26 protein-coding genes and 2 pseudogenes are annotated in these 22,090 nt (G+C 34.6%); 15 read left to right on the plus strand and 13 right to left on the minus strand.

All coding sequences use genetic code 11. The features are described 5' to 3' along the window. Nucleotides 1–39: 39 nt before the first annotated feature. Together ACHZK0_RS04825 and ACHZK0_RS04830 are read left to right on the plus strand one after the other, a co-directional pair. On the plus strand, nt 40–585 hold the full coding sequence (locus ACHZK0_RS04825) for a hypothetical protein (RefSeq protein ID WP_262741538.1): 546 nt from the start codon (nt 40–42) through the stop codon (nt 583–585). A gap of 2 nt (nt 586–587) precedes the next feature. Further along, nucleotides 588–1,247 carry a PspA/IM30 family protein gene (locus ACHZK0_RS04830; protein ID WP_395761245.1) on the plus strand — a complete coding sequence of 220 codons (660 nt, stop codon included), beginning with the start codon at nt 588–590 and terminating at the stop codon, nt 1,245–1,247. 44 nt (nt 1,248–1,291) lie between these two features. Here ACHZK0_RS04830 and ACHZK0_RS04835 read toward each other — a convergent pair whose 3' ends face one another. After that, complete coding sequence (locus tag ACHZK0_RS04835) at nt 1,292–1,867, minus strand: TetR/AcrR family transcriptional regulator (RefSeq protein ID WP_395761246.1); 576 nt, start codon at nt 1,865–1,867, stop codon at nt 1,292–1,294. A gap of 142 nt (nt 1,868–2,009) precedes the next feature. Between ACHZK0_RS04835 and ACHZK0_RS04840 the strand changes: the two genes are divergently transcribed. Continuing rightward, nucleotides 2,010–3,485 carry an MDR family MFS transporter gene (locus ACHZK0_RS04840; RefSeq protein WP_097819026.1) on the plus strand — a complete coding sequence of 492 codons (1,476 nt, stop codon included), beginning with the start codon at nt 2,010–2,012 and terminating at the stop codon, nt 3,483–3,485. Between the two features lie 275 nt (nt 3,486–3,760). On the opposite strand, the gene ACHZK0_RS04845 is transcribed toward ACHZK0_RS04840, so the two are convergent. The 5 genes from ACHZK0_RS04845 to ACHZK0_RS04865 all read right to left on the minus strand — a co-directional run bounded on the left by ACHZK0_RS04845 (nt 3,761) and on the right by ACHZK0_RS04865 (nt 5,873). Next, nucleotides 3,761–3,961 (minus strand): hypothetical protein, encoded by a 201-nt coding sequence (locus ACHZK0_RS04845; RefSeq protein ID WP_088095367.1) that lies wholly within the window; start codon nt 3,959–3,961, stop codon nt 3,761–3,763. 280 nt (nt 3,962–4,241) lie between these two features. Continuing rightward, complete coding sequence (locus ACHZK0_RS04850; protein ID WP_395761247.1) at nt 4,242–4,769, minus strand: permease; 528 nt, start codon at nt 4,767–4,769, stop codon at nt 4,242–4,244. Next, the gene (locus ACHZK0_RS04855; protein ID WP_270606543.1) at nt 4,766–5,248 is read right to left on the minus strand and encodes a hypothetical protein; all 483 of its coding nucleotides are present in this window, start codon (nt 5,246–5,248) and stop codon (nt 4,766–4,768) included. Before ACHZK0_RS04855 ends, ACHZK0_RS04850 begins: the two co-directional genes overlap by 4 nt. Then, nucleotides 5,241–5,582 (minus strand): PadR family transcriptional regulator, encoded by a 342-nt coding sequence (locus ACHZK0_RS04860; protein WP_098080458.1) that lies wholly within the window; start codon nt 5,580–5,582, stop codon nt 5,241–5,243. The genes ACHZK0_RS04855 and ACHZK0_RS04860 overlap by 8 nt, the downstream gene beginning before the upstream one ends. A gap of 165 nt (nt 5,583–5,747) precedes the next feature. After that, the gene (locus tag ACHZK0_RS04865) at nt 5,748–5,873 is read right to left on the minus strand and encodes a YjcZ family sporulation protein (RefSeq protein WP_000540377.1); all 126 of its coding nucleotides are present in this window, start codon (nt 5,871–5,873) and stop codon (nt 5,748–5,750) included. A gap of 199 nt (nt 5,874–6,072) precedes the next feature. Here ACHZK0_RS04865 and ACHZK0_RS04870 point away from each other — a divergent pair, with 199 nt between their 5' ends. From ACHZK0_RS04870 to ACHZK0_RS04880, 3 genes are all read left to right on the plus strand, one after another. Continuing rightward, the gene (locus ACHZK0_RS04870) at nt 6,073–6,333 is read left to right on the plus strand and encodes a hypothetical protein (RefSeq protein WP_270606541.1); all 261 of its coding nucleotides are present in this window, start codon (nt 6,073–6,075) and stop codon (nt 6,331–6,333) included. 859 nt (nt 6,334–7,192) lie between these two features. Continuing rightward, nucleotides 7,193–7,801, plus strand: coding sequence for a hypothetical protein (locus ACHZK0_RS04875; RefSeq protein WP_000514180.1), 609 nt, complete (start codon nt 7,193–7,195; stop codon nt 7,799–7,801). Nucleotides 7,802–8,192: 391 nt separating this feature from the next. After that, nucleotides 8,193–9,155: a hypothetical protein gene (locus tag ACHZK0_RS04880; protein WP_395761248.1), complete on the plus strand. Its 963-nt coding sequence runs from the start codon at nt 8,193–8,195 to the stop codon at nt 9,153–9,155. Nucleotides 9,156–9,497: 342 nt separating this feature from the next. Here ACHZK0_RS04880 and ACHZK0_RS04885 read toward each other — a convergent pair whose 3' ends face one another. Next, nucleotides 9,498–9,608 (minus strand): YjcZ family sporulation protein, encoded by a 111-nt coding sequence (locus ACHZK0_RS04885; RefSeq protein WP_000505681.1) that lies wholly within the window; start codon nt 9,606–9,608, stop codon nt 9,498–9,500. Nucleotides 9,609–9,752: 144 nt separating this feature from the next. Continuing rightward, nucleotides 9,753–10,019: a YmzC family protein gene (locus tag ACHZK0_RS04890; RefSeq protein ID WP_262741534.1), complete on the minus strand. Its 267-nt coding sequence runs from the start codon at nt 10,017–10,019 to the stop codon at nt 9,753–9,755. A 376-nt stretch (nt 10,020–10,395) separates the two neighbouring features. Here ACHZK0_RS04890 and ACHZK0_RS04895 point away from each other — a divergent pair, with 376 nt between their 5' ends. From ACHZK0_RS04895 to ACHZK0_RS04925, 7 genes are all read left to right on the plus strand, one after another. Next, nucleotides 10,396–10,752, plus strand: coding sequence for a MarR family transcriptional regulator (locus ACHZK0_RS04895; RefSeq protein ID WP_395761249.1), 357 nt, complete (start codon nt 10,396–10,398; stop codon nt 10,750–10,752). A gap of 214 nt (nt 10,753–10,966) precedes the next feature. After that, complete coding sequence (gene licT, locus ACHZK0_RS04900; RefSeq protein ID WP_262741532.1) at nt 10,967–11,815, plus strand: BglG family transcription antiterminator LicT; 849 nt, start codon at nt 10,967–10,969, stop codon at nt 11,813–11,815. Nucleotides 11,816–11,960: 145 nt separating this feature from the next. Further along, nucleotides 11,961–13,853 (plus strand): beta-glucoside-specific PTS transporter subunit IIABC, encoded by a 1,893-nt coding sequence (locus tag ACHZK0_RS04905; RefSeq protein WP_395761250.1) that lies wholly within the window; start codon nt 11,961–11,963, stop codon nt 13,851–13,853. Between the two features lie 95 nt (nt 13,854–13,948). After that, a complete protein-coding gene (locus tag ACHZK0_RS04910; RefSeq protein ID WP_395761251.1) occupies nt 13,949–15,388 on the plus strand; it encodes a 6-phospho-beta-glucosidase in 1,440 nt (479 codons plus the stop codon). A gap of 152 nt (nt 15,389–15,540) precedes the next feature. Next, nucleotides 15,541–15,999 carry a MarR family winged helix-turn-helix transcriptional regulator gene (locus tag ACHZK0_RS04915; RefSeq protein ID WP_395761252.1) on the plus strand — a complete coding sequence of 153 codons (459 nt, stop codon included), beginning with the start codon at nt 15,541–15,543 and terminating at the stop codon, nt 15,997–15,999. A gap of 33 nt (nt 16,000–16,032) precedes the next feature. Beyond that, entirely contained in the window at nt 16,033–16,566 is a 534-nt protein-coding gene (pssA, locus tag ACHZK0_RS04920; protein ID WP_395761692.1) for a CDP-diacylglycerol--serine O-phosphatidyltransferase, read from the plus strand. A 22-nt stretch (nt 16,567–16,588) separates the two neighbouring features. Then, entirely contained in the window at nt 16,589–16,960 is a 372-nt protein-coding gene (locus ACHZK0_RS04925) for an ATP synthase subunit I (RefSeq protein ID WP_262741527.1), read from the plus strand. Nucleotides 16,961–17,051: 91 nt separating this feature from the next. On the opposite strand, the gene ACHZK0_RS04930 is transcribed toward ACHZK0_RS04925, so the two are convergent. From ACHZK0_RS04930 to ACHZK0_RS04945, 4 genes and pseudogenes are all read right to left on the minus strand, one after another. Beyond that, on the minus strand, nt 17,052–17,156 hold the full coding sequence (locus tag ACHZK0_RS04930; RefSeq protein WP_000505689.1) for a YjcZ family sporulation protein: 105 nt from the start codon (nt 17,154–17,156) through the stop codon (nt 17,052–17,054). 593 nt (nt 17,157–17,749) lie between these two features. After that, nucleotides 17,750–18,925, minus strand: a complete 1,176-nt coding sequence (locus ACHZK0_RS04935; RefSeq protein ID WP_270606527.1) for an MFS transporter — start codon at nt 18,923–18,925, stop codon at nt 17,750–17,752. A gap of 288 nt (nt 18,926–19,213) precedes the next feature. Further along, on the minus strand, nt 19,214–19,525 hold the full coding sequence (locus ACHZK0_RS04940; RefSeq protein ID WP_064473110.1) for an ArsR/SmtB family transcription factor: 312 nt from the start codon (nt 19,523–19,525) through the stop codon (nt 19,214–19,216). A 194-nt stretch (nt 19,526–19,719) separates the two neighbouring features. Continuing rightward, nucleotides 19,720–19,821: pseudogene (locus ACHZK0_RS04945) on the minus strand (TetR family transcriptional regulator); the annotation flags it as partial. Nucleotides 19,822–20,037: 216 nt separating this feature from the next. Between ACHZK0_RS04945 and ACHZK0_RS04950 the strand changes: the two are divergent. Continuing rightward, nucleotides 20,038–20,667: a VanZ family protein gene (locus tag ACHZK0_RS04950; RefSeq protein ID WP_395761253.1), complete on the plus strand. Its 630-nt coding sequence runs from the start codon at nt 20,038–20,040 to the stop codon at nt 20,665–20,667. 45 nt (nt 20,668–20,712) lie between these two features. Continuing rightward, nucleotides 20,713–20,967 (plus strand): annotated as a pseudogene (locus tag ACHZK0_RS04955) (hypothetical protein); the annotation flags it as partial. A 197-nt stretch (nt 20,968–21,164) separates the two neighbouring features. Here ACHZK0_RS04955 and ACHZK0_RS04960 read toward each other — a convergent pair. Continuing rightward, nucleotides 21,165–22,040 carry a phosphotransferase family protein gene (locus tag ACHZK0_RS04960; protein ID WP_237979686.1) on the minus strand — a complete coding sequence of 292 codons (876 nt, stop codon included), beginning with the start codon at nt 22,038–22,040 and terminating at the stop codon, nt 21,165–21,167. Between the last annotated feature and the right edge of the window lie 50 nt (nt 22,041–22,090).

A 22,090-nucleotide genomic window follows, 5' to 3' on the forward strand; every position in this document is an offset into this window, starting at 1 on the left:
TTACTTATTTCAAAACGAAGGATAGATGGTGGTGAACGGATGAAAAAGAATAAACGTAAAAAATTGCGTTGGTTAAAATGGGTTTTGATCCTCCCGTTACTTCTGGGATTACTACTGTTTGGATTACATAGTATGAAGTTTGAAAGGTGGGATCATGAGAAACATAAGCAAGCAGCATATACTGTTTCTCACGATAAAGAAAGAGAAGCTTTCGTTACGCAAAAAGAGAAATTTAATAACTTTGAGCGAGATCAGCATCATGAAAAACACCATGAAAAAGAGTTTGAAGGTGTATTCTTTATACCATTCCTGTTAGCGTTTGGATTTGTTCTTTTCGGTTGGTACATGCTTCGTAAGTCTGAAGGGAATATGGTTAAAAAGTGGACAGGCATATTGCTCCTAGTTATTGGTGTATTACCAGTTCTTCCGTTGCTTGCATGTGTTGCGATAATTGGTTGGACATATAAAAAATTAAAAGAAAAAAGGTTGGCAACTCATATAGATGTATACAGCGATTTTCAAGTGCACCAACAAGTGGATATTTTAGATCAATGGGAACGAAGTATTCGTAAGGAGGAGAAGTAATAATGGGTATTTTAAAACGTATTAAAAATATTGTAGTGGCGGATATGCATCAAACGTTAGATAAGATAGAAAATCCGATTAGTATGTTAAAGCAATATCTTCGCGAGACAGAACAGCAAATTACGAAGGCGGAAAAAGCACTTTCGCATCAATATTATTTAGAAAAAAAATATGAAGCATTAATTTCAGAAACGACTGCTCTTATTGCGAAGAGAACGCGCCAAGCGGAACTTGCTGTATCACGCGAAGAAGATCATATGGCGCAGTTAGCCCTGCAAGAAAAAATTGTGAATGAGAAAAAAGCGGAGTTATACCGCCAGCAGTACGAAATAACAAAAGAGCAAACAGCGACGCTTTATGAACAAATTGACAAACTGCAAAAGAAATATGGAGAATTGCAATATAAAGAACTCGTTCTTGTTTCAAGGTTAAATGCGGCGCAAGCGATAAAAGAAAGCAACAGAGCAATTGATTCGTTCCATACAGAAAGTACAGCGAAAGGTTTTGCACGTATTGAATCTTACGTACAGAAACTAGAAGCAGAAACAGCTGCTAGCAACTACTTTTACAATATGAAGTCCCCGAATCAACAAGAAGTGTTAGATCAAAATTTACAAGAAGAAGTGCAGCGGGAGTTAGGGAAGTTGAAAGAGAATAAATAGTATGCAAAAAGCCCATTTCATATGGGCTTTTTTTATCGATAAAATTATTCTTTTCCAAACTGAAAAATATCCCGGTTAATAAGTTGGTGGAGATACTTATCCATTTCAGCAGCAGAAACGCTTCTTTCATTTTTAAACCACCATGCGCTTAATGAGGTGATTGCCCCTGAATAAAATTCAATGATTAAATCATTTGGCATCGTATGGTTTTTACAAAGTTGATTTAACGCTTCTATTTCTTGTTTTCTCGTTTCGTGACTTAAATACTGTGTCCGGTTAATAAATTGTTCATCAGACATTTGCGTCTCTAATATTTTACCGATTTCTTCATGGTGTAGGAATTGTTCCATTACTTGAAATGGTTTACTTAATCGATCCGAAACCGGTATTTCACCAATCATCTTGCTGTATCGTTTAAATCCAAAGGCTAATAAAGCATCTTTATCTTCAAAGTGTTTATAAAAGGTTGTTCGGTGTACCATCGCGCGGTCACATATTTGGTTAATCGTGATGGTACTATATTTCTGTTTTGATTGCGTCATTAATTCAAATAAGGAATCCCACAATAATTTATGTGTACGTCTAATACGTAAATCAATTTGTTTTTCATTATCATTCATCTACAATTCTCCTTTTTTGTAGATTAAATATACAGTGGCTGAAAATTGATTCTCCCTTTTTAATCTACATATGTATATTATATTACATGTGTTCCGGTGTATTTAAAGTTTTTTAAGTAAGAAACAGGAGGAGAATTTGTAAATGAATATGACAACTAAGAGCCCTGCAAGTGGCAAAGTTGATACTTCTAATATGAAACATACCCCAATTTTAATTGCATTACTTTTAGGGGCAATGGTTGCGTTATTAAACGAAACGTTGCTTGGTAATGCGTTAACGGTATTAATGAAAGAATTTGATGTAACAGCTTCAACGATTCAATGGCTTTCTACAGCTTACATGTTAGTAGTTGGGGTTTTAGTCCCAATTACAGCGTTACTTCAGCAATGGCTCACAACGAGACAAATGTTTTTGATCGCTATGGTAACATTTTTAGTCGGTACATTAATTGCAGGATTCGCACCGACATTTTCCATTTTATTAGTCGGCCGTATCGTCCAAGCTGTAGCGACGGGATTAATTACACCGTTATTAATGAATACGATTTTAATTATTTGTCCGCCTGAAAAACGTGGTGCCACAATGGGATTAATCGCACTTGTAATGATGGCAGCTCCAGCAATTGGTCCTACATTATCTGGAGTAATCGTAGACTCACTCAATTGGCGCTGGTTATTCTATATTGTTATTCCGATCGTGATCATTTCAATTTTGATTGGAATGAAGTACATTCAAAATGTTTCAGAGTTAACAAGGCCAAAAGTAGATTATCCATCTATCCTTTTATCGACATTAGGGTTTGGCGGACTTGTGTATAGCTTTAGTGCATCGGGTGATTTAGGATGGTCTGATGCGAAAGTGTATGGCACTTTACTTGTTGGGCTTATCTCATTATGTATTTTTGTAATTCGACAATTGAAAATTGAGAATCCAATTTTAGAATTACGCGCATTTAAATTTCCGATGTTTACATTATCAGTTGGATTAATTGTCATTGTGATGATGTCGTTATTTTCAACAATGACTTTATTACCGATGTTCCTGCAAACAGTTTTACTCGTGACAGCTTTTAAATCAGGAATTATCATGCTTCCGGGAAGTGTTATTAGCGCCATAATGGGACCAATCGCAGGTAAACTATTTGATAAATTTAGTCCCAAAGTTATTATCGTTCCCGGTATTGTGTTAGTAGGGATAGCAATGTTCTTATTTAAAGGCATTACTCCTGATACATCAATGGTACAAATTATTGTCATGCATAGCGTATTAATGGTTGGACTCATGTTTGTCATGACGGCACAAACATACGGTTTAAATCAATTAACACCAGATTTATATCCGCACGGAACAGCACTGTTTAGTACGTTGCAACAAGTAGCTGGCGCAATTGGAACAGCTATCTTTATTTCGAAAATGTCTTCAGGAACAACTAGCTATATGGAAAGCTCCGCAAATCCAATGGATCCAGTAGAGAAGTTAAACGGTTTAACTTCAGGATTCCAAGGTGCATTTACATTGGGGTTAGTCTTTATCATTGTTGCTTTTATCGTATCGTTGTTTTTAAAAGAAGAGAAAGAGGGAGTAAAGGCAGCGAGGGTTTTACAGAACGAGAATTAAGGTTTATCCCGCTTTAATGGACAGTAAGACCCCCACCTCAAAATGCAGCGAAAGCAAAGAAGTTAGGTGGGGGTCGGGCTGCCCATAAAAGTCCGATTGGTGAGGGCTAATAATCAAAGGGGGATGAAGAAAACCCCCGCTGATTAAAGTTTCACTTTATATAAAAAAGACATCTTTACGATTAAAGATGTCTTTTTTATATTTCTTTCGCAATAATAGTTCAAACAGCCGAGGAAAATGTGGTGTATGTATTGTCTGTTTTTTAGTATGAATAACTATTGGGAATAACGATGTAAAGCTTTACTAATGACTAAAAGGCCGATAATGAGGGATAGTATTCTCATTATAAATTCTGCAACTAATAAGTTGCCCATAGCTGTCGATCCATCATACGTCAACCCTATGATGATAATGGGCGTGATCATGATTATAATTCCAATTACTATTTGAAGAAGTAAATTCACGTTTTTACTCAAGATAATCACCTCCAAAAAATAGTATAATACAAAATATGGAATTTTTTATTGTACATTTATTATACTGTATCGAGTTAAGGTTATGGTAATGTTTCTAAAATAAAAAGGAGGTGTCACATGGTCAAAAGATGACTCGTGAGACAGCTCCTTTTAAGTAGTAGTAATATCGATCTGGGGGTCACCGATGTAGTGGAAAGGGTAACATGTTGTTAATGTTGGTTTATCTTTTTCTACAATGACAGTTCGATCTTCTGCGTCTGTTATCCAATGTTTGTTAATCTTACATTTCTTCCGTAACATCATACTTTAGCAACTGTTCCTGATCATAAAACCTCTCAAAAATAAGCCCCATTACATAAAAGAATATTAAACCGAAACCAATATGAATGAGTGTAAAAGTAGCTCCAAATGAAGAGAATTCATACACGAGAATCGGCAATTTCGCAGTTGTCCAAACACCTAAGAAAAATACGATGTACCGAATGCTGGCGCCTTTTTGTAATAGGAGTGCTGCAATTGGGAAGGCAACGTAGAGAGGACCAGCTGCAATGCCGCCTAATAATAGAGAGAATAAGATTCCGTATACGCCGGAATTTTCGCCCATATATTTCATGAGCGTTTCTTTCTTCACCCATTGATCAAGTAATCCTACAAATAGTAGGACAGGGGGAAGGAGAAACAACATATCTAAAATACTATTTCCTGTTAATTGTAATGCGCTCCATCCTAAAGATTGATTTATAAAAGTTAATACAATGAGCCCCAGTAGTAAAATGAAAAAGAAGCGATATCTCTTTAGTTCTTTCATACCATCACCATCCAAATGATATAGGAGAATAGGAGAGACATGAGTAATGCAGATGCATTACGTGCGTAAGCAAAGCTTCGTCCGAATATCTTTTGTTCCATCGGTAATGTTGTAAGCCCTACTGACATGAGTGTAGACATAAGTGCCGCAACTTGAGGAAGGCCTGCGCCGTGTTGGACTAACGTATTGCCAAGAGGAAATACGACGAAGCTTGGAATAAGTGCAACGGATCCGAGTATCGCTGAATAAACAATGCCGAGAAATCCAGATTGCTCCCCAATGATGGAAGAGATGAAAGATGGCGTTAATATAGAAAGCGATAAGCCAACGAAGAGCATGATGGAGAGCATCGCAGGTAGAAGATTGCGAAACATTTTCCACGACTTCATTAGAGCTCTTTTCGTTTTATTGCGGTCCTTCATAAAAGAAATCCCCGTAAGAATAATGGCTAAAGTATAAAGAATCACGCCGTTAATCATGGTCGGAATCCTTTAAGTCCTTATATTTGCCCAGGAAAAAGGATAAGTTCTTCATTTTTTCTTCAATATCCATTTGGAAATCTGCCAATTGTTCTTTTCCAGCAGGGGTAATTTTGTACATCTTTCTCGGTTTGTCTTGATGATCTGTACTTACGTAAGATTCAATTGCACCTTCGTTTTCTAATTTCTTTAGCGTACGATATAAAATGGCGCTATCGATTGGATTAACTGGAAGTTCTTCCTCGCACTTTTGCAATAATTGCCCGCCATAGTTATCACCTTCTGCCAAAAATAACAAAAGAAATGCACCTGTATGTCTTCCTGTATGTTTCATGGATATACCTCCTTGAATGAATTAGAATTAATACTGTTAATGACAGTATACTGTTGTTAACAGTATATGGTGCATGAAATGCTATGTCAATTTTAAAATGTGCGAATGCGAAGGGGCTGTACATCTAAAAACATAAAAAAAAGACACTCTCAAGAGTGCCTCTTATTAGCAGCCGAATCCGCCGCCCCAACAGCTAGCTCCTACGATGATTAATAAAATAAATAGTACAACAAGTAAAGCGAATCCGCCGCCGAAACCGCAGCCTCCACCACAACTACCGCCATAGCCCATATTAACTCCTCCTTCCATAAAGACCATTAATTAATGGATTTAATGTACTTTATGTCTTTACGGATAAACTTGAGCAGGTCCTTTTGAAAAATAAAAGATGCTTAGATTTTATGAGAATTGACGACCTTATTTTTGTCACGGGTATTATGCTGATGACATATTGTATTTTATTCTGTGTATTGGGGGAAGGAGGATCTTTATGGCCAATTCTGAAATGATTTTACGATTACTTACGGATTTAAAGATTGAACAGCAAGCTTTAAAAGAACAGCTGGAAAAAATGCAAACAGCTGTGACTATTCTTGAAGAAAAATTAGTGATTGTGGAAGAAAAACCAGCGACTATTGAAGAAAAACCAATGAATATTGAAGAAAAATCAGCTGCTGCAAAGCAAAGAGCTCATTCTGGACGCCCAACATCTTTTCGTGCTTGGAGAGCATCTTCGCAAAAAAATTCATAAAAGTATAAGAAAAGAAGACATCGATTACGATGTCTTCTTTTGCTTGTACAATCCAAATGAAGTTAAGAAGATATATCCATATTGCTTTAAAAATAAGAAGAAAATAACGATTGTCGACTCCTGTTTTAGTATAGCATGTAATAATAAAGAATTTTATGTAATGTTGCATATATATATAGATTATATGATGTTAACCTTATATATTTTAGTTGTCTGTTATTTGTTTTAATTCATTTACTTATATTATTTTTTGAGCGCCCCATTGATGGGGCCTTTTTTTATAATTGTTTTAAAGCGGAAACCCCTGAAGCATAATGAGGGGTTTCATAACTAGGTAAATGATTATTGGTGCTTAATGAGATGAAGTTCAGGATATTGCGCCTGAATTTCTTCTAAATGGATTACTATTTATTTTTAAGCCGTTCCCCATAAATGATAAACCATACCGAAAACAAAAAATGCTAGTCCTACAAACAGAACGATTAAAGCAAACATTCCATTTTTATTATGTTCCATACAATTAGCTCCTTTTTCATTTATTTACATACAAAAAAAGCCTTTAGTCGTAATTAAGGCTAAAGGTTCCATTTCTCATACTTTTTAGTTTTTAAAGGAAAGGCACCTTAGGGTGTCTTTTTTTATGTGATAGCAGCTATCAAGCTAAGAGTTCACCTTAAAATAAAAATATTACTATATCCTTTTATTAAATAATTACAAATGTAAGAATATTAATGTATACTTATTCGGGTGCAAATTATAATACATATTTCAAAAGGAGAATAGCTTTGAGAAACACGATCAATGAATCTATTTCATTAGAAAATCAAGACATTATTTGTAAACTTATGGAGGGATTTTTTTGGGAAAAGAACAGCTTAGAGAAGTATTAACAAAAGGTAAACAACTAGCAGGAGAATATGAAGAATTAAATAGGCAATATAATAGGGTAAAAAGACCTATTCTTTTAAGTGGAGCCCTACTAGTAATCATTTTAATTATGTTAGAAATAATTGTTGTATCAATAAAAAAAATTATGCCTATGACTCTTATATTAAAAGACCTTTTTATAACTAATCCAGGTCAATGGCCTATGCTGATAGGAATTAACGTAATCATAGTATTAATTCTTTTGTTCTTTCCAATTATTAGACAAGTCACTAATATTTATGTTTATTTCATAGGCAAGTGCTTTTTAATAAATAAACAAAAAGGACTAAAAAAAGAAATATCACATACGTTGGATCAATTTATTCATTCTACACAATTACCTCAATTATTTTGCGAAACTAAAATAATTGATAAATTTATTGGGTATTTAGATATATATCAAGCTGATAGTCTAAAGGAATGTGTAAAGCTTTATAAAGAAGAGGAAAGACATGAACAAATATTGGAAGGAATAGGAGATCTAAAAAAAGAAATATCTGCCGTCGGCGACAAAGTATCTGATGTTAGTGAGAGAATATAAATAATCTTTTAAAAAAAGTGAGGGAGACTTCCCTTTTTTTGCAAAAATAAAGTAAACGAGAATATGGCGCATATATTTCTAACGGAATCATATCTAATGCTGCTAAACGATTTGGAATTACAGCTGAAGAGGCTGGATATGTTTATGAAAAACTACACGTAATGAAATATAAGTTATGGACATGTTCTATAGATAGAGATAGCGCCAGGGAAATGTGGACTTACAACGCTAAGCCCTGTGTCTTGACGCTAACTGCTAATTAACTTTTAATAAATTATATTGAAAAAGTTTTTTGGTTCATTTTTCCACTATAGTGGTTTATAATGAATTGTACTTTTAATATATTGTATATATTAATAAAAGAAATTTAAAAAAGGAGAGTTACAAACGTATGAAAAAAGCTTTATGGATCCCATTATTGGTCATCTTAGTTCTAGCACTAGGATTCGGAGCTAATTACTTCTTAGGAAGTGGGAAAGTGAATAATATTATTGAGAGAGCAGATTCCTTAATGGAAAAACAAGATTACAAGAAGGCTAGTGATTTATATGCAGAAGCTAGTGAGTTAAAACAAGATAAGAAAACAGATGATTTAAAAACTCTGTCTAAAGAGATGGATCGTTTACATGATATGAAAAAAACAGAAACACCGAAGATTACACTAGAGCAAGTTAATAAAATAAAAGAGCTACCTAAACATCAATTTGAAAAACAAATTACAAAATCTCTATTAAGTGTTGAAAAAGAGACAGAAGAACTCCAATCTCAATTGCAAGAAAACGAAAAGAATATGGAGTTGGTTGAAGAAATTCTTAAAAATAAAGAATTGAGTAATGTTGATGAAGTAACGAAAGATGGTCTTATGAAGTTCAATATTGATCATCCATTAATTAAAGAGCAAGAAAAGAAGTGGTCAGAATTCGTTACAAAGGCTAAAGAAGAAGCAAAATCTTTTGCAAAAGACAAAGAAGAGAAAAAGAAGTTAGCTGAACAGAAAAAACGAGAAGAACAAAAGAAAAGAGAAGAGCAGCAGAAGCAACTTGCTGAAAAACAAAAGCAAGAAGAGAAACAAAAACAAGAGTCAGTGAAAACAGAAGCTTCTAATGTAGAAGAGAAAAAGAATAATGAAAATGTGAATAATGAAGCTACTACTCTAAAAGTACCTAATTTCCAGACTGGATTGTCTATTGTAAATTCATTCTTAAAAGCTCAAGGCCATCCAGGGACTGCGGTATATGTAGAAGAATTTGAAACTGAAGATCAATACGGATATAAAGTAACAGATTGGTCTAAGAATGAAACAGTTTTCTATGGAGTAAATAAGAAAACAGGTGCTTTACAAAAAATAGAATAGATATGTAGATTTTAACAAAAAGAAAGTGTTTTTTTCACTTTCCTTTTTTATGTGTAGAATTTTCAAAATAGATTATACAGATAGAAAAGTGAAGGGAATTAAAAAGGCTGAGAACATTCGAGGAGTACAAGAAGCTCTTGGTGATTCATCAATGAATACGAAGAACATGAATGAATAGATGAAGTATTTCAGTAAAATAAGAAGATAGGTTATAAAGACATGTTTTCTTATAGGAGTAGTACCAACAAATCGCTTAGCATTGTAAATCTGTCTTTTCATCATTCTACTCCACAAAGAAAAGACACCCATATAAGAGTGTCTTTTCCGATAGTTTGTTTAGTCTTAGCAGAAGCAAGAAGCTCCAACGATGATTAATAAAATGAATAACACAACTAATAATGCAAATCCTCCAGCAAAACCGCAGCCTCCGCCGCAACTACCACCAAATCCCATAATAGTTCCTCCTTTAATAAGAGGGGAAAACAAAGGGTCACTCGTGTTTTTTTAACGGATTCCATTTACTTTATGTTTTGACGTATAAACGTGAGCAGGTCCTTTTGAAAATAAAAAAAGACACCTTAAGGTGCCTTTATATAATTAATATTCGCTAGCGTAAAATTCTTTTATTAGTTTTATTTCATTTGTATCCGGGTCAAACTTAAATATTTTAATTCGATTAGATTCGTCTTTATAAGCAAATGTATTATCGCCAACTTGGGTCATATTGCTAATGTTTAAGCTAGAATCACTATCATGATCAGTGATTTCCACAGTTTTCTCACGATCCCAAAATGCAATGACAATGATTAAGATAATAAGGCATACACGTATGTTACGTAGTTCTCTTGCTAGAGGATGCTCCATATGATAGTCTCCTTTTTCATTTGATAGATTTTGTTTATAAAAGAGATAATTCTTATGAAAATAAATAAAAAAGACACTTCAAAGTGTCTTTTTTATTTGAGTTATGCGCATTGCTTAATAAGACGCTAGTTCCTCCGTATGAATATGAGTAACTATGTAGGGTGATTTCATTATAACATTTTAACCATTATTGGGTCTATATGGAATTTTATTGATAATTATGTTTAATTATTCAGAATGATACATGTAGTGAAAAATATATATTACCTATAGTAATTGTAAAATATAATGATGTATATAACTAGTCTTGTAATGAACTTTACTATATTTAAGATTGAAATAGAAATGAAAAAGCATAAAGAAGGAGCTGTAGCATATGGGCGCTTGGGGAACTGGATTATTTGATGATGACACGACTTGTGATGTGAAAGAGCAGTTTATTGAATATATAGAAGAAGGTAGCAGCGCGGAAGAAGCAACTAAGCTCATTTTAGAAGAGTATGTAGATGAGTTTGATATGGAGGAAGAGTTAGAGGTAATGTCTTTAGTATATATTGGTCTTGCGGCAATACAATTGGAGAAAGGTTGTCTTCAAGAAGAAGTTCGCAGTAATGCGATTGCATTAATTGGACGTGGGGCTGACCTTGAGCTTTGGGAAGAAGCTGATGCGGAAGATTATGAAGAGAGAAAGAAAGTTTTAGATGAATTTAAGCAACAGTTGATAAATAGATAGTATTGTTCTTTGTAAAAAAATATTCAATAATTTATCATTGCAACCGCTTACTTTTTGTGTATAATGAAGGTAAGTTAATAAGTAAAAGGATTGTTACTGTTCGGCAGGCAAAACCTAAATTGATCTAGAGGCTACGGGTGTAGTGTGGCTTTTGGAATCAGTTTAGGTTTTTTTATTACCTTTTGTGACTTTAAGAAGAAGAAGGCGGAACAATATGAGAATCCATAAAATCTTAAATAACAATGTTGTTTGTACGATGAAGGATACTGAGACAGAAGTTGTACTGATGGGCAGAGGTTTGGGATTTCAGAAAAAAGTAGGCGATGCGATTGATGAATCTAAGATAGAAAAGACCTTTGTGCTAGAAACAAGAGAATTATCAGAGAAACTTGCTAGGTTGCTAACTGAAATTCCTGTAGAAAATTTAGAGATTACAGAGAGAATTATTCAGTTTGCTAAGACAGCTTTGCCGGGGACTTTAAGTGATTATATTTATCTTACATTAACAGATCACTTAAGTTTCGCCTTAACTCGGCATAAAGAAGGAATGGATCTTAAAAATACTTTGCTTTGGGAGATTAAGAGGTTCTATCAGAAAGAGTTTGAAATTGGTCTACAAGCTTTGAACATAATTGAAGAAGAGACTGGGCTTAGACTTTCTGAAGATGAAGCAGGGTCAATTGCCTTGCATTTCGTTAATGCGCAGCAAGGCGAGCCGGCGATGCAACAAACGGTAGCGATGACGAAAATCGTCCAAGATATTTTAAATGTTGTAAAGTACCACTATAAGATGAACTTAGATGAAAATTCATTTAATTATAGTCGGTTTGTAACGCATTTACGATATTTCGCGCAGCGTTTAATGCAGAAGGAATTGAACTCGGCCGATGATGATTTTTTATACGAGCAAGTGAAAAGTAAGTATGAAGAGGCATATTGTTGTACAGAAAAAATTGAAGCATACTTACGAAAAGCACATAATAGTCATCTTTCAAAAGATGAAAAGGTGTACTTGACGTTGCACATTCATCGTGTAACGAAACGCAACGAATTATGTAATTGAATAAACGGGATTGTTACTGTTTGGCAGGCAAAACCTAAATTGACTTGTAATGGAGTGATTCGTATGTATCACACCGTTATGGTTAGTTTAGGTTTTTTCTTTTATAAAAATGATAAATGGGATGATTGTAGGGAGGGAAATTACTATGAAGTATGAAAAATTAGCAAAAGATATACTGAAGAATGTTGGCGGGAGAGAAAATATAAGTAGCATTGTACATTGTGTCACTCGTTTACGATTTCAGTTGAAAGATGAGGGGAAAGCAAATACAGAATTACTGAAAAGTATGGAAGACATTGTGACTGTTATGAAAAGCGGCGGACAATATCAAGTTGTAATTGGTAACCATGTATCCGACGTATATAAAGCAGTTATTGCTGTTGGAGGGTTTCAAGAAACAGAGGAAGAAAGTGCGGGTGAGAAGAAAAAGAGTAGTCTTATAGATATTCTTTCTAGCATTTTCACTCCTATTTTAGGAGTGTTAGCTGCAACTGGGATGATTAAAGGACTTAATGCATTATTTGTAGCGTTAGGCTGGTTAAGTACGAAGTCAGGAACGTATCAAATATTAAATGCAGTTGGCGATTCGTTATTTTATTTCTTCCCAATCTTCTTAGGATATACAGCAAGTAAGAAATTCGGGGGATCACCATTCATCGGTATGGCAATTGGAGGAGCGTTAGTTTATCCGGCTTTATCCGGTTTAAAAGCAAGTGAGCCATTATATACGTTATTTGCAGGGACGATGTTTGAATCACCAATTCATATTACGTTTTTAGGCATACCAGTTATTTTAATGAACTATGCATCATCTGTTATTCCAATTATTCTCGCTGCTTATTTTGGAGCGAAAGTAGAACAGTCTTTAAAGAAAGTGATTCCGGATGTTGTGAAAACATTTGTACTACCATTCTTAACGTTACTAATCGTTGTACCAGTTACATTTCTCGTTATTGGCCCAATTGCGACGTGGGCAGGACAATTTTTAGGACAGGCGACGCTTTGGGTTTATCATGCAAGCCCATTAGTAGCGGGTGCTTTACTCGGTGCTTTCTGGCAAGTACTTGTCATATTTGGCCTTCATTGGGGCGTTGTTCCGATTGGCTATAACAATTTAGCAGTAAACGGTGTTGATCCGATACTAGCGCTTATATTTGCCGCTTCATTTGCTCAAATTGGTGCTGTGCTTGGCGTTTGGATGAAAACGAAAGATAAAAAATTAAAAACACTTAGCATTCCAGCTTTTATTTCAGGGATTTTCGGCGTTACAGAGCCGGCGATATATGGGATTACACTTCCTCTTAAAAAGCCGTTTATTATGAGCTGTATCGCTGGAGGAATTGGCGGCGCAATACTTGGCGTATTTGGTACACAAGCTTATATGACAGGCGGACTTGGTATATTTACGCTTCCGACATTTATTAGTCCGAAAGATGGAATTACAGCTGGATTTTGGGGCGCAATTGTTTCAATGGTTGTTTCTTTAGTAGTAGGTTTTATTTTGACTTACTTATTTGGTTTTACGAAAAAGCAAATATCTACAGAAACAGCTGAAACAATTGATAAAATTGCTGCATCAAACGATGATGAAGTAATCTTTAGTCCTTTCCATGGCGTCGTTATGCCGCTTCAAAATATTGACGATGCTGCATTTGCATCAGGTGCGCTAGGTGAAGGAGTTGCGATTGAGCCTTCAGAAGGAAAGTTGTTTTCACCAGTTTCAGGTACGGTTTCTGCGCTGTTCCCGACGAATCATGCGGTAGGAATTACGGCGGATTCAGGTGCTGAAATTTTAATCCATATTGGGATGGATACTGTGAAATTAAATGGCGAATTTTTCTTTTCTCATATTGAACAAGGAGCGAGAGTAGAAAAAGGACAATTACTTATTGAGTTTAATATAGCTGAAATTCAAAAGGCGGGTTACATTGTGACAACACCAGTTGTTGTTACAAATTATGATAAATATAGCATCAAAAAAACGGAAATAGAAAAGATTCAAGCAGGAGATTGCTTACTAAAGTTAGGAGTTAAATAGTAGTTACATTTCATACAGGTTCAAACGAAGAAAGGTATTCTTTAAAACTTACAATAGCTTTCTTCGTTCATTCTTATATAAAGGAGTTTTTCTATATGTCTAAAGTTAATTTTCCAAAAGGATTTTTATGGGGTGGAGCAACTGCAGCCAATCAAGTTGAAGGCGCATATGTAGAAGATGGAAAAGGATTAACGACGGTTGATCTATTACCAACTGGTGAGAACCGTTGGGATATTATGAAAGGAAATATTCATTCCTTTACACCTGTAGAAGGAGAGTTTTACCCGTCACACGAAGCGATTGATTTTTATCATCGTTATAAAGAAGATATTGCACTCTTTGCAGAAATGGGATTTAAAGCGTTACGTGTATCGATTGCGTGGACGCGTATTTTCCCAAGTGGTGAAGATGAAAAGCCAAATGAGGCAGGATTACAGTTTTATGATAATTTGTTTGATGAACTGTTAAAGCACGGTATTGAACCAGTCGTTACGATGGCTCACTTCGATGTACCTGTTCATTTAGTAGAAAAGTATGGAAGCTGGAGAAGTAGAAAGCTTGTAAACTTCTTCGAGACGTACGCAAAAACGATCTTTAATAGATATAAAGATAAAGTGAAATATTGGATGACGTTTAATGAAATTAATATGCTTTTACATTTACCTTTCATGGGAGCAGGTTTAGCGTTTAAAGAAGGTGATAATAAAAAACAAATTCAATATCAAGCAGCGCATCACCAACTTGTCGCAAGTGCGTTAGCTGTAAAAGCGTGTCATGAAATTATTCCAGATGCAAAAATCGGTTGTATGCTTGCTGCTGGTGCGACGTACCCGTACACATGTAATCCAGACGACGTTCTTCGTGCGATGGAACAAGACCGTGAATCATTCTTCTTCATTGATGTACAAGCAAGAGGAGCATATCCTGGATACGCAAAACGCTTCTTTAAAGACAATAATGTAACAATTGAAATGGAAAAAGAAGACGAGGAAATTTTAAAAGAGCATACGGTTGATTACATTGGCTTTAGCTACTATTCAAGCCGAGCAACAAGTACAGATCCAGAAGTGTTAAAAAGCATAACGAGCGGGAATGTATTCGGTTCTGTTGAAAACCCATACCTTGAAAAATCAGAGTGGGGATGGACAATTGATCCGAAAGGCTTCCGTATTACAGCGAACCAACTGTACGATCGTTACCAAAAACCTTTATTTGTTGTTGAAAATGGTCTCGGTGCAATCGATCAATTAAATGGTGAAGAAGAAGTGAATGATGAATACCGTATTGATTACTTACAAAAACATATGATTGAAATGTCGGAAGCAATCCAAGATGGAGTAGACATTATCGGATATACAAGCTGGGGCCCAATTGACCTTGTAAGTGCTTCTACTGGAGAAATGAAAAAACGTTACGGATATATATACGTTGATAAAGATAATGAAGGAAAAGGTTCATTAAAAAGATCGAAGAAGAAAAGCTTCGATTGGTATAAAGAAGTAATTAAGACGAATGGTGAGAGTTTGGGGTTTTGAGTATGAAAGGGAGACATCTTAATTGATGTCTTCTTTTTTTCCTTGTGAATGCTGGAGCGATATTTCCCTTTACACGAACATAAAGGTATAATATAGTTTAGTTAAGTGAACTAAACTATTAAAACGAAATAACAGCATGGAGGAAGAAAGCTATGACTAAATCGTATAAAGAAGTAATTAATGAAATGAATCGAGCCTACACGGAACTCTACATTTTACTATTTCAAGATTTAAAGGATGAGTTCGGTCTTACTGGGCAGCAAGAGAGCATGTTATTTCATATTCATTTAAATGAAAACACGACAGCAAATAACATTGCGACTACTTTTAATATAACGAAAAGTGCTGTGAGCCAAGTTTTATCGAAATTGGAAAAGCAACAGATGATTTCAAAACAAGTGAATCCTAACAATAAAAGGGAGTATTTCCTTACGCTCGGCCCAAACGGTAGTAAATATATGGAGCGATTGTCTGAGTTAGATGATGAATTAATCGAGAAATATTTCTCGAAAATTGATATCGAAGCTTTGCAGCAAATGACTGATACGTTAACGAAAATAAATAAAGTGATATTAGAAGAAAAGCAGAAGGATCTTGAGTCTAATGAGTAAGAAGCAATTAGTAGAAAGGAGCAGATGCGTGTGATGAGTTACATACCAAATATGATTACGATAGCAAATTTTGTGTGTGGGCTTTTGGCTATTCACGCTGTTTTCGTTCACGATATGTACGGTGCAGTGATGTTCATTATTACAGGTATGGTATTTGATCTGTTTGATGGTATGGTCGCTCGGAAACTTGATGCTGTTTCGGAAATAGGCGGAGAACTAGACTCATTTGCGGATTTAGTGACCTTCGGTGTGGCACCATCTATTCTTGCATATAGTGTTGCTTTAAAAGATTTGCAGTCTGTCGGGATGATATGTGCGCTCGCATATAGTATTTGCGGAATGCTGCGGCTTGCGAGATTTAATACACAACAAAGCAAACTCCCGACATTCATCGGAATGCCTATTCCGTTTGCGGCAATGTGTCTTCTCATTTTATGTCTCTTAAATAACCCGGTTTCCGTGGCATTTGGCACATGCGTACTCGCTTATTTAATGGTGAGCAAAATCAAATTCCCCCATTTTAAAAAAGATATATCGGAAAGCTTGAAGTCCGAAAGATGGGATTAATAGGAAAGATAAGGAGCATAACATGATTCGTATGGCATTAAGATCATTTAACATACAAATATATTGTTTGCTAGGCGTGATGTTGTTGGGATGGTTGGTGACACCTTTTTCAGCACAGTTTGTAGGGATAAGCATCGGCCTTTTAGTGAGTATGTACTGCGCCTGGATTTTAGGAAGGCGTATCGAAAAATTCGGAGATAGCATCGTAAAAAAAGAAAAAGCACCAATGCTAGGCATGATGAATCGGTTTGCAGCGGCAATACTCGGCGCGATTATTATGTATGAAATTGAACACCGTGAGTACATGTGGACATTTGCAGCTGGAATTATGGGTGGGTATTTCTTAATTATTATTAATTTGGGGTATTACAGTATGAGGGATGAGAAGAAATAAAGTGCTGTGTAAATAACTAATTTGGATGTAAAAACCTTCCTTTATTACAAAGAAACGACACCCATATAAGAGTGTCGTTTCCAATAGTTTTTTAGCAGAAGCAAGAAGCTCCAACAATGATTAATAAAATAAACAATACAACTAGTAAAGCAAAGCCGCCGCCACAACCACTACTACAACTACCACCAAATCCCATAATAGTTCCTCCTTTAATAAGAGGGGAAAACAAGGGGTCACTCATGTATTTTAATGGATTCAACTTACTTTATGTTTTTTACGCAATGATTGAGCAGGTCCTTTTGAAAATAAAGAAAAGACACCCTAAGGTGCCTTCCTCCGACTTGAACCATCTTAATTTTAATAATATTGGACTCCTGTCCGAATATTATTTTACCATGTTAAGTTGTTTTGTGAAATGTCCCATATCGATAATTGCAATAAACGTTTTAGTTTTGGAATTATGTATCTGTCTAAACGTTGAAATTAAAAAAGGAACGATATACTTGAGGGTTTTTAGGAGTGATTATAATCGTACCATTAAAAAGAACCCCATAAATGATAAACCATTCCACTAACAAAAAACACTAATCCTAAAAACAAAACAATTAAAGCAAGTACTCCATTTTGATTATGCTCCATAAAATTAGCTCCTTTTAGAATTATTTTATATACAAAAAAGCCTTTAGTCGTAATTATGGCTAAAGGCTTTGAGCATTATACTTTTTAGTTAATAAAATCTTATAAGAAGAATGTATAATATTTTTTATCGAATTTGGAACTGAAAATGTACTAGCTTGATAATGAAGCCTGGCTATTAGAATTGAAAAATTTTAGTTTTATTATAATTAATAGAAATGAGAGTAGTGTGAATATAAAGCCGCTCCAAATAAGCTGGTGAATACCTAAGTTTGAAATGAACCAGCCCCCAATAGTTGTTCCTAAAGTAATTCCGAGATTTGAGAACGAAACGAATAGACTGTTACCAAATTCAGGTGCTTCTTTAGCTTCACTTATTAACCATGTTTGACCAACAATTAATCCACCAGCATGTACGATTCCCCAAATGAATACTATAAAAATCATTGGAACAAGGTAGGAACCTAAATAATAAACCAATATGTAAACAATAGAATATAGAATAGGGAATGATATTACAGTGTTTATTATGCTTTTTTGCAGGAGACCACCAAATAAATGATTACCTAAAATCATGACTATACCAAATATGAATAGCATGATACTGATGAGAGATCCATTCATGGAAGTTACTTTTGCAAGGTACTCAGCGAAGTAGCTGTATACGGAAAACATGGCTGCAAAAAGGAATGTGACGGTTAAAATATTTAACCATAATCCTGGTTTGCCGAGTATACGAATTTGTTTGCCGAAAGACATTTTTTCTTTAACAGGCATAGAAGGAAGTAGGAGTAGTATTCCAATGAATGCAAGAGTGTTAACGAATGCTCCAAATAAGAAAGCCATTTCGAGTGAAAATTGGTCTGCAAGGTAAGAGGTTAGTGGTACACCTAAAGCAAAGCCAACGGTAATTCCCATGAAAACTTTTGTAACTGCTTGACCGCTCTTTTCTGGAGGGACAAGTTTAGCAGCTGTTACAAGAGCGATTGAAAAGAAGAGTGGATGAAGCGCAGCCGGTAAAATACGAAAAATAAGCATGATTTCAAATTGTGTTGTATAAGCGTAGATTAAATTTGAAATAACAAATATGAAAATTGCTGTTAATAAAATTATTTTGCGATTCATACTAGAGACGAGCAGAATTAAAAACGGACCAGAAATAGCAACAACTAGTGCAAATATACTTACTAAAAATCCAGCTTGTGTAGTTGAAATTCCGAATTTTTCAGTGATTTGTGGTAATACGCCGACAATACCCATCTCGGTAGTAATAATTCCGAATACACCTATTGCAAGTGTCAGAATAAGTAAAGGATTTACTTTTTTCATTTATAAAACTCTCCATTCGTAGCAGTATTTTGAAAGTAAATTCATTAACAAAGAAGCATTATTATAAGCATGATTGGATGCCAATATTATCAGGAGTATGTAATCTAAAATACAATAACAGATATCTAAATAACTAGATATGATATGTTAAAAAAATTTCTCCTTTCGATGTTTCTTGCTTTTATAGGCAGTGCAATTTTATAAAAGAGTCATTGGATACCTGTAAAAAAGCAGAATGTGTGAAAGCTAATAATCAATTAGTATGCTGATTGATTATTAGCTTTCATTTTATAATTTGTTTTGGACGTATTCAGAAAACTCTCGTATTGTTTTTTCATTTCGACGATAGTAGGTCCATTTTCCAATTCGGTCAGACTCTAGTAAGCCTGCTTTTTTCATAGTTAATAAATAACTAGAAATAACCGATTGGGCTAAGCCAGTTTTAAGCTGGATATCTCCTACACATACTCCAACTTGAAAGTTAAGGTCTTGTTCTAGATAAGGTTTTTCGTCGAAATGGTTTTCTGGATTTTTCAACCATGATAAAATTTGACATCTTGTTTCATTTGACAATGCTTTATAAATTAATAAAGGTTCCATAAGGATATTATATCTACTTTTATAGATTTGTAAATGGGTTTTAGTGATTTTAAGGGAAGAAGGTATAGTTGATCCCTTTGAATAGGAATAAGGTGCTCTTGATCTGTACCCTTTGTAAAGGACATTCTAAAAAAAGTTAGGTAACCTAAAAAAGATGATTTCTGTATGCAAACAGGAGTCATCTTCTTTACATTCTATTGATAGCAAGAATGATTATAGTACGTCATATATTTCTTAATTTCATGTTTTAACTGAACAAACGATTCACATGATTTTATATATGCTTCATCAGTTAAAGTATTACGAGGATTACGTGCAAAAATGATAATATTGTTAAGTGTAAGCATACTGTTTCCTAACAACGAATAACGGATTATTAAGAAGAGCAATAATAAGGACCAACATAAGATTTAAGAAAAATTTTATGTTTACCCTACTTTTTATTTTAAAAGTTTTTCCTATCCTATAAACAACAAAGTCATAGATGAAAATGTAAAGTTAGGGGATTCCACATGCATACAGGAGTTTTGATGAGTTATTTGTATACTTATTTTTTTACTATTATGTTTTGTGTTGTGTTTCAAATTGGATTTTATTTTAAAGCGAAAAGAACTATATCTATTCTGCATTTTTTGTGGGTGTATGTTTTTCTGTTCTATCTTTCGCTAGTGTATAAGGTGACGCAAATCGCGACTGTATGGGATATAAGTAGATATGAAACGTGGATTCGTGTCAGTCAAATTAACTTGACTCTATTTGATACGGCAGGTAGTACTACGTATCTTTTGAACATTGTACTGTTTATGCCATTAGGTTTTTTATTACCGACTATTTGGCCGCAGTTTAGAAAAATGAAAAACACCGTATGTGCGGGATTCTTTTTTTCATTGGCAATTGAGTTAAATCAATTACTAAATAATAGAATTACAGATATTGATGATGTATTTACGAATACCCTTGGGGCAATTATTGGATATGTATTATATAAAGTATTATATACAGCGTTATTTAAATTGATATTGAAAAGAGAGGGAAAAAAGCTGGATACGAACGCCTCTTTAGTTATAAAATACGAGGCTGTTTTTTGTTTAGTTTTTTCATTTGTAGGTGCGATGTTCATTTATTATCCTGGAGATCTGTAAGCTTCCAATAAGATGGTTGCGATCTCGTTTATAAAATGATTCTAGTATTTCTTCCAATCAGCACAAGATTCTCTCTACACGTTATTAAGCTATTCAGCAGACTGTAAGATTATCAGTAATCGCACTGGTGAGATTGAAATAAAGGCTGACAGTTTTTATCCAAGCTTTTCATTCATGTATGATGCGCAAGAATTATTTATTATTGGTGGGGAAGAGGAATGGGCAGATATCCATTATATAAAAGGATTTTTCCATCTTGCGCAGATTACAGATGAGCTAACTATTGATTTAAGAATATGAGAGATGAGAAGGAATAGATGAGTAACCCCTCAAGTATAGAACGATATACTTGAGGGGTTTTTATTATATAAAAAAGTTTGATCATTTTATACCTGCGTATCTTTCTCGCTTGCGCCCAATTGTTGAATAATGAAATATGAAAAATTCTTTATAAATGGAACATCAGTTATTGATGTTTGATAATTCTCTTTCAACTATCATTCTTTCATAAACAAAGCGTTTAAATATGCTACACTCTCCTGTAAAAAAGCTTGATGCTCTTCAATACCTCTTCTTTTACACCAACCAATTGCATTAAACGCATCGGTAAAGCGATAAAACGGTAAAACTTCTTGTAAATCAATAAGTGGACGAATGGACTCATAGCCTTTTTTATACGCATCCCATGTTCCGGGAGATTTCATGAGAATATCACTATTAATTTTTGTAAAGTCTATTTCGGTTGCACCAATTCGGGCACTTTCAAAATCAATGATGCCGACTACTTGATTTTCATGAACTAAAATATTACCTGGTCGAAAATCCATATGTATAAAACTAGGCCCATCTGGAGCTGGAAGTAATTTCACTTGACGGTCAAAATGCTTCAATGATTGTTCGTATAAACAAGGATCAATCACTTCTTTTACATCTTCTGCAAAGGAATAAAATTGTCGCTCAATAAACTCAGACCATTTCCCATATACATTGGAAACGGAACTTTTGAAATCCTGCTCATTTGGAATGATTGCATGCAGCATTGCGTGGTGTACTCCGATATCATAAGCTAAAGCTGTATCCACCTTCTCTGTAATCGGCACACCGTTGATTTCGGATAATAATAAAGCACCAGTGACATCTTCATTACCTTCCCAATAGTCTAACATTTCTGGTACAGGAAGCTCATTGCGTAATCGTTTAAGTACAGTATACTCACGTTCAAGTTTTACTTTTGAATAAGGAATTTTTATATATACTGTACGATGATCAATTAGCTTGATTTTATATACAGTCGAACTAAAAGACTCAGGAACGTTCTCGACTGCTAACACGTTCAACTTAAATGTATCTATTACTTGTTGCAACATATCCATTAGAAAAAAACCATTTCTGTACCGTTTATCTTTTTCAGTACCTCTAACAA

This window comes from Bacillus sp. 3G2 (assembly GCF_044324725.1).
Classification (GTDB): domain Bacteria; phylum Bacillota; class Bacilli; order Bacillales; family Bacillaceae_G; genus Bacillus_A; species Bacillus_A mobilis.

Excerpts from the sequence above, each read along its gene's own strand:
- ACHZK0_RS04895 (WP_395761249.1), top strand. The coding sequence starts at position 10,396 with ATGGGCGCTTGGGGAACTGGATTATTTGATGATGACACGACTTGTGAT.
- ACHZK0_RS04825 (WP_262741538.1), top strand. The coding sequence starts at position 40 with ATGAAAAAGAATAAACGTAAAAAATTGCGTTGGTTAAAATGGGTTTTG.
- ACHZK0_RS04830 (WP_395761245.1), top strand. The coding sequence starts at position 588 with ATGGGTATTTTAAAACGTATTAAAAATATTGTAGTGGCGGATATGCAT.
- ACHZK0_RS04850 (WP_395761247.1), bottom strand. The coding sequence starts at position 4,769 with ATGAAAGAACTAAAGAGATATCGCTTCTTTTTCATTTTACTACTGGGG.
- ACHZK0_RS04840 (WP_097819026.1), top strand. The coding sequence starts at position 2,010 with ATGAATATGACAACTAAGAGCCCTGCAAGTGGCAAAGTTGATACTTCT.
- pssA (WP_395761692.1), top strand. The coding sequence starts at position 16,033 with ATGAGTTACATACCAAATATGATTACGATAGCAAATTTTGTGTGTGGG.
- ACHZK0_RS04865 (WP_000540377.1), bottom strand. The coding sequence starts at position 5,873 with ATGGGCTATGGCGGTAGTTGTGGTGGAGGCTGCGGTTTCGGCGGCGGA.
- ACHZK0_RS04910 (WP_395761251.1), top strand. The coding sequence starts at position 13,949 with ATGTCTAAAGTTAATTTTCCAAAAGGATTTTTATGGGGTGGAGCAACT.
- ACHZK0_RS04935 (WP_270606527.1), bottom strand. The coding sequence starts at position 18,925 with ATGAAAAAAGTAAATCCTTTACTTATTCTGACACTTGCAATAGGTGTA.
- ACHZK0_RS04870 (WP_270606541.1), top strand. The coding sequence starts at position 6,073 with ATGGCCAATTCTGAAATGATTTTACGATTACTTACGGATTTAAAGATT.
- ACHZK0_RS04890 (WP_262741534.1), bottom strand. The coding sequence starts at position 10,019 with ATGGAGCATCCTCTAGCAAGAGAACTACGTAACATACGTGTATGCCTT.
- ACHZK0_RS04940 (WP_064473110.1), bottom strand. The coding sequence starts at position 19,525 with ATGGAACCTTTATTAATTTATAAAGCATTGTCAAATGAAACAAGATGT.
- ACHZK0_RS04960 (WP_237979686.1), bottom strand. The coding sequence starts at position 22,040 with ATGGATATGTTGCAACAAGTAATAGATACATTTAAGTTGAACGTGTTA.
- ACHZK0_RS04835 (WP_395761246.1), bottom strand. The coding sequence starts at position 1,867 with ATGAATGATAATGAAAAACAAATTGATTTACGTATTAGACGTACACAT.
- ACHZK0_RS04880 (WP_395761248.1), top strand. The coding sequence starts at position 8,193 with ATGAAAAAAGCTTTATGGATCCCATTATTGGTCATCTTAGTTCTAGCA.
- ACHZK0_RS04905 (WP_395761250.1), top strand. The coding sequence starts at position 11,961 with ATGAAGTATGAAAAATTAGCAAAAGATATACTGAAGAATGTTGGCGGG.
- ACHZK0_RS04885 (WP_000505681.1), bottom strand. The coding sequence starts at position 9,608 with ATGGGATTTGGTGGTAGTTGCGGCGGAGGCTGCGGTTTTGCTGGAGGA.
- licT (WP_262741532.1), top strand. The coding sequence starts at position 10,967 with ATGAGAATCCATAAAATCTTAAATAACAATGTTGTTTGTACGATGAAG.
- ACHZK0_RS04855 (WP_270606543.1), bottom strand. The coding sequence starts at position 5,248 with ATGATTAACGGCGTGATTCTTTATACTTTAGCCATTATTCTTACGGGG.
- ACHZK0_RS04930 (WP_000505689.1), bottom strand. The coding sequence starts at position 17,156 with ATGGGATTTGGTGGTAGTTGTAGTAGTGGTTGTGGCGGCGGCTTTGCT.
- ACHZK0_RS04950 (WP_395761253.1), top strand. The coding sequence starts at position 20,038 with ATGCATACAGGAGTTTTGATGAGTTATTTGTATACTTATTTTTTTACT.
- ACHZK0_RS04925 (WP_262741527.1), top strand. The coding sequence starts at position 16,589 with ATGATTCGTATGGCATTAAGATCATTTAACATACAAATATATTGTTTG.
- ACHZK0_RS04915 (WP_395761252.1), top strand. The coding sequence starts at position 15,541 with ATGACTAAATCGTATAAAGAAGTAATTAATGAAATGAATCGAGCCTAC.
- ACHZK0_RS04860 (WP_098080458.1), bottom strand. The coding sequence starts at position 5,582 with ATGAAACATACAGGAAGACATACAGGTGCATTTCTTTTGTTATTTTTG.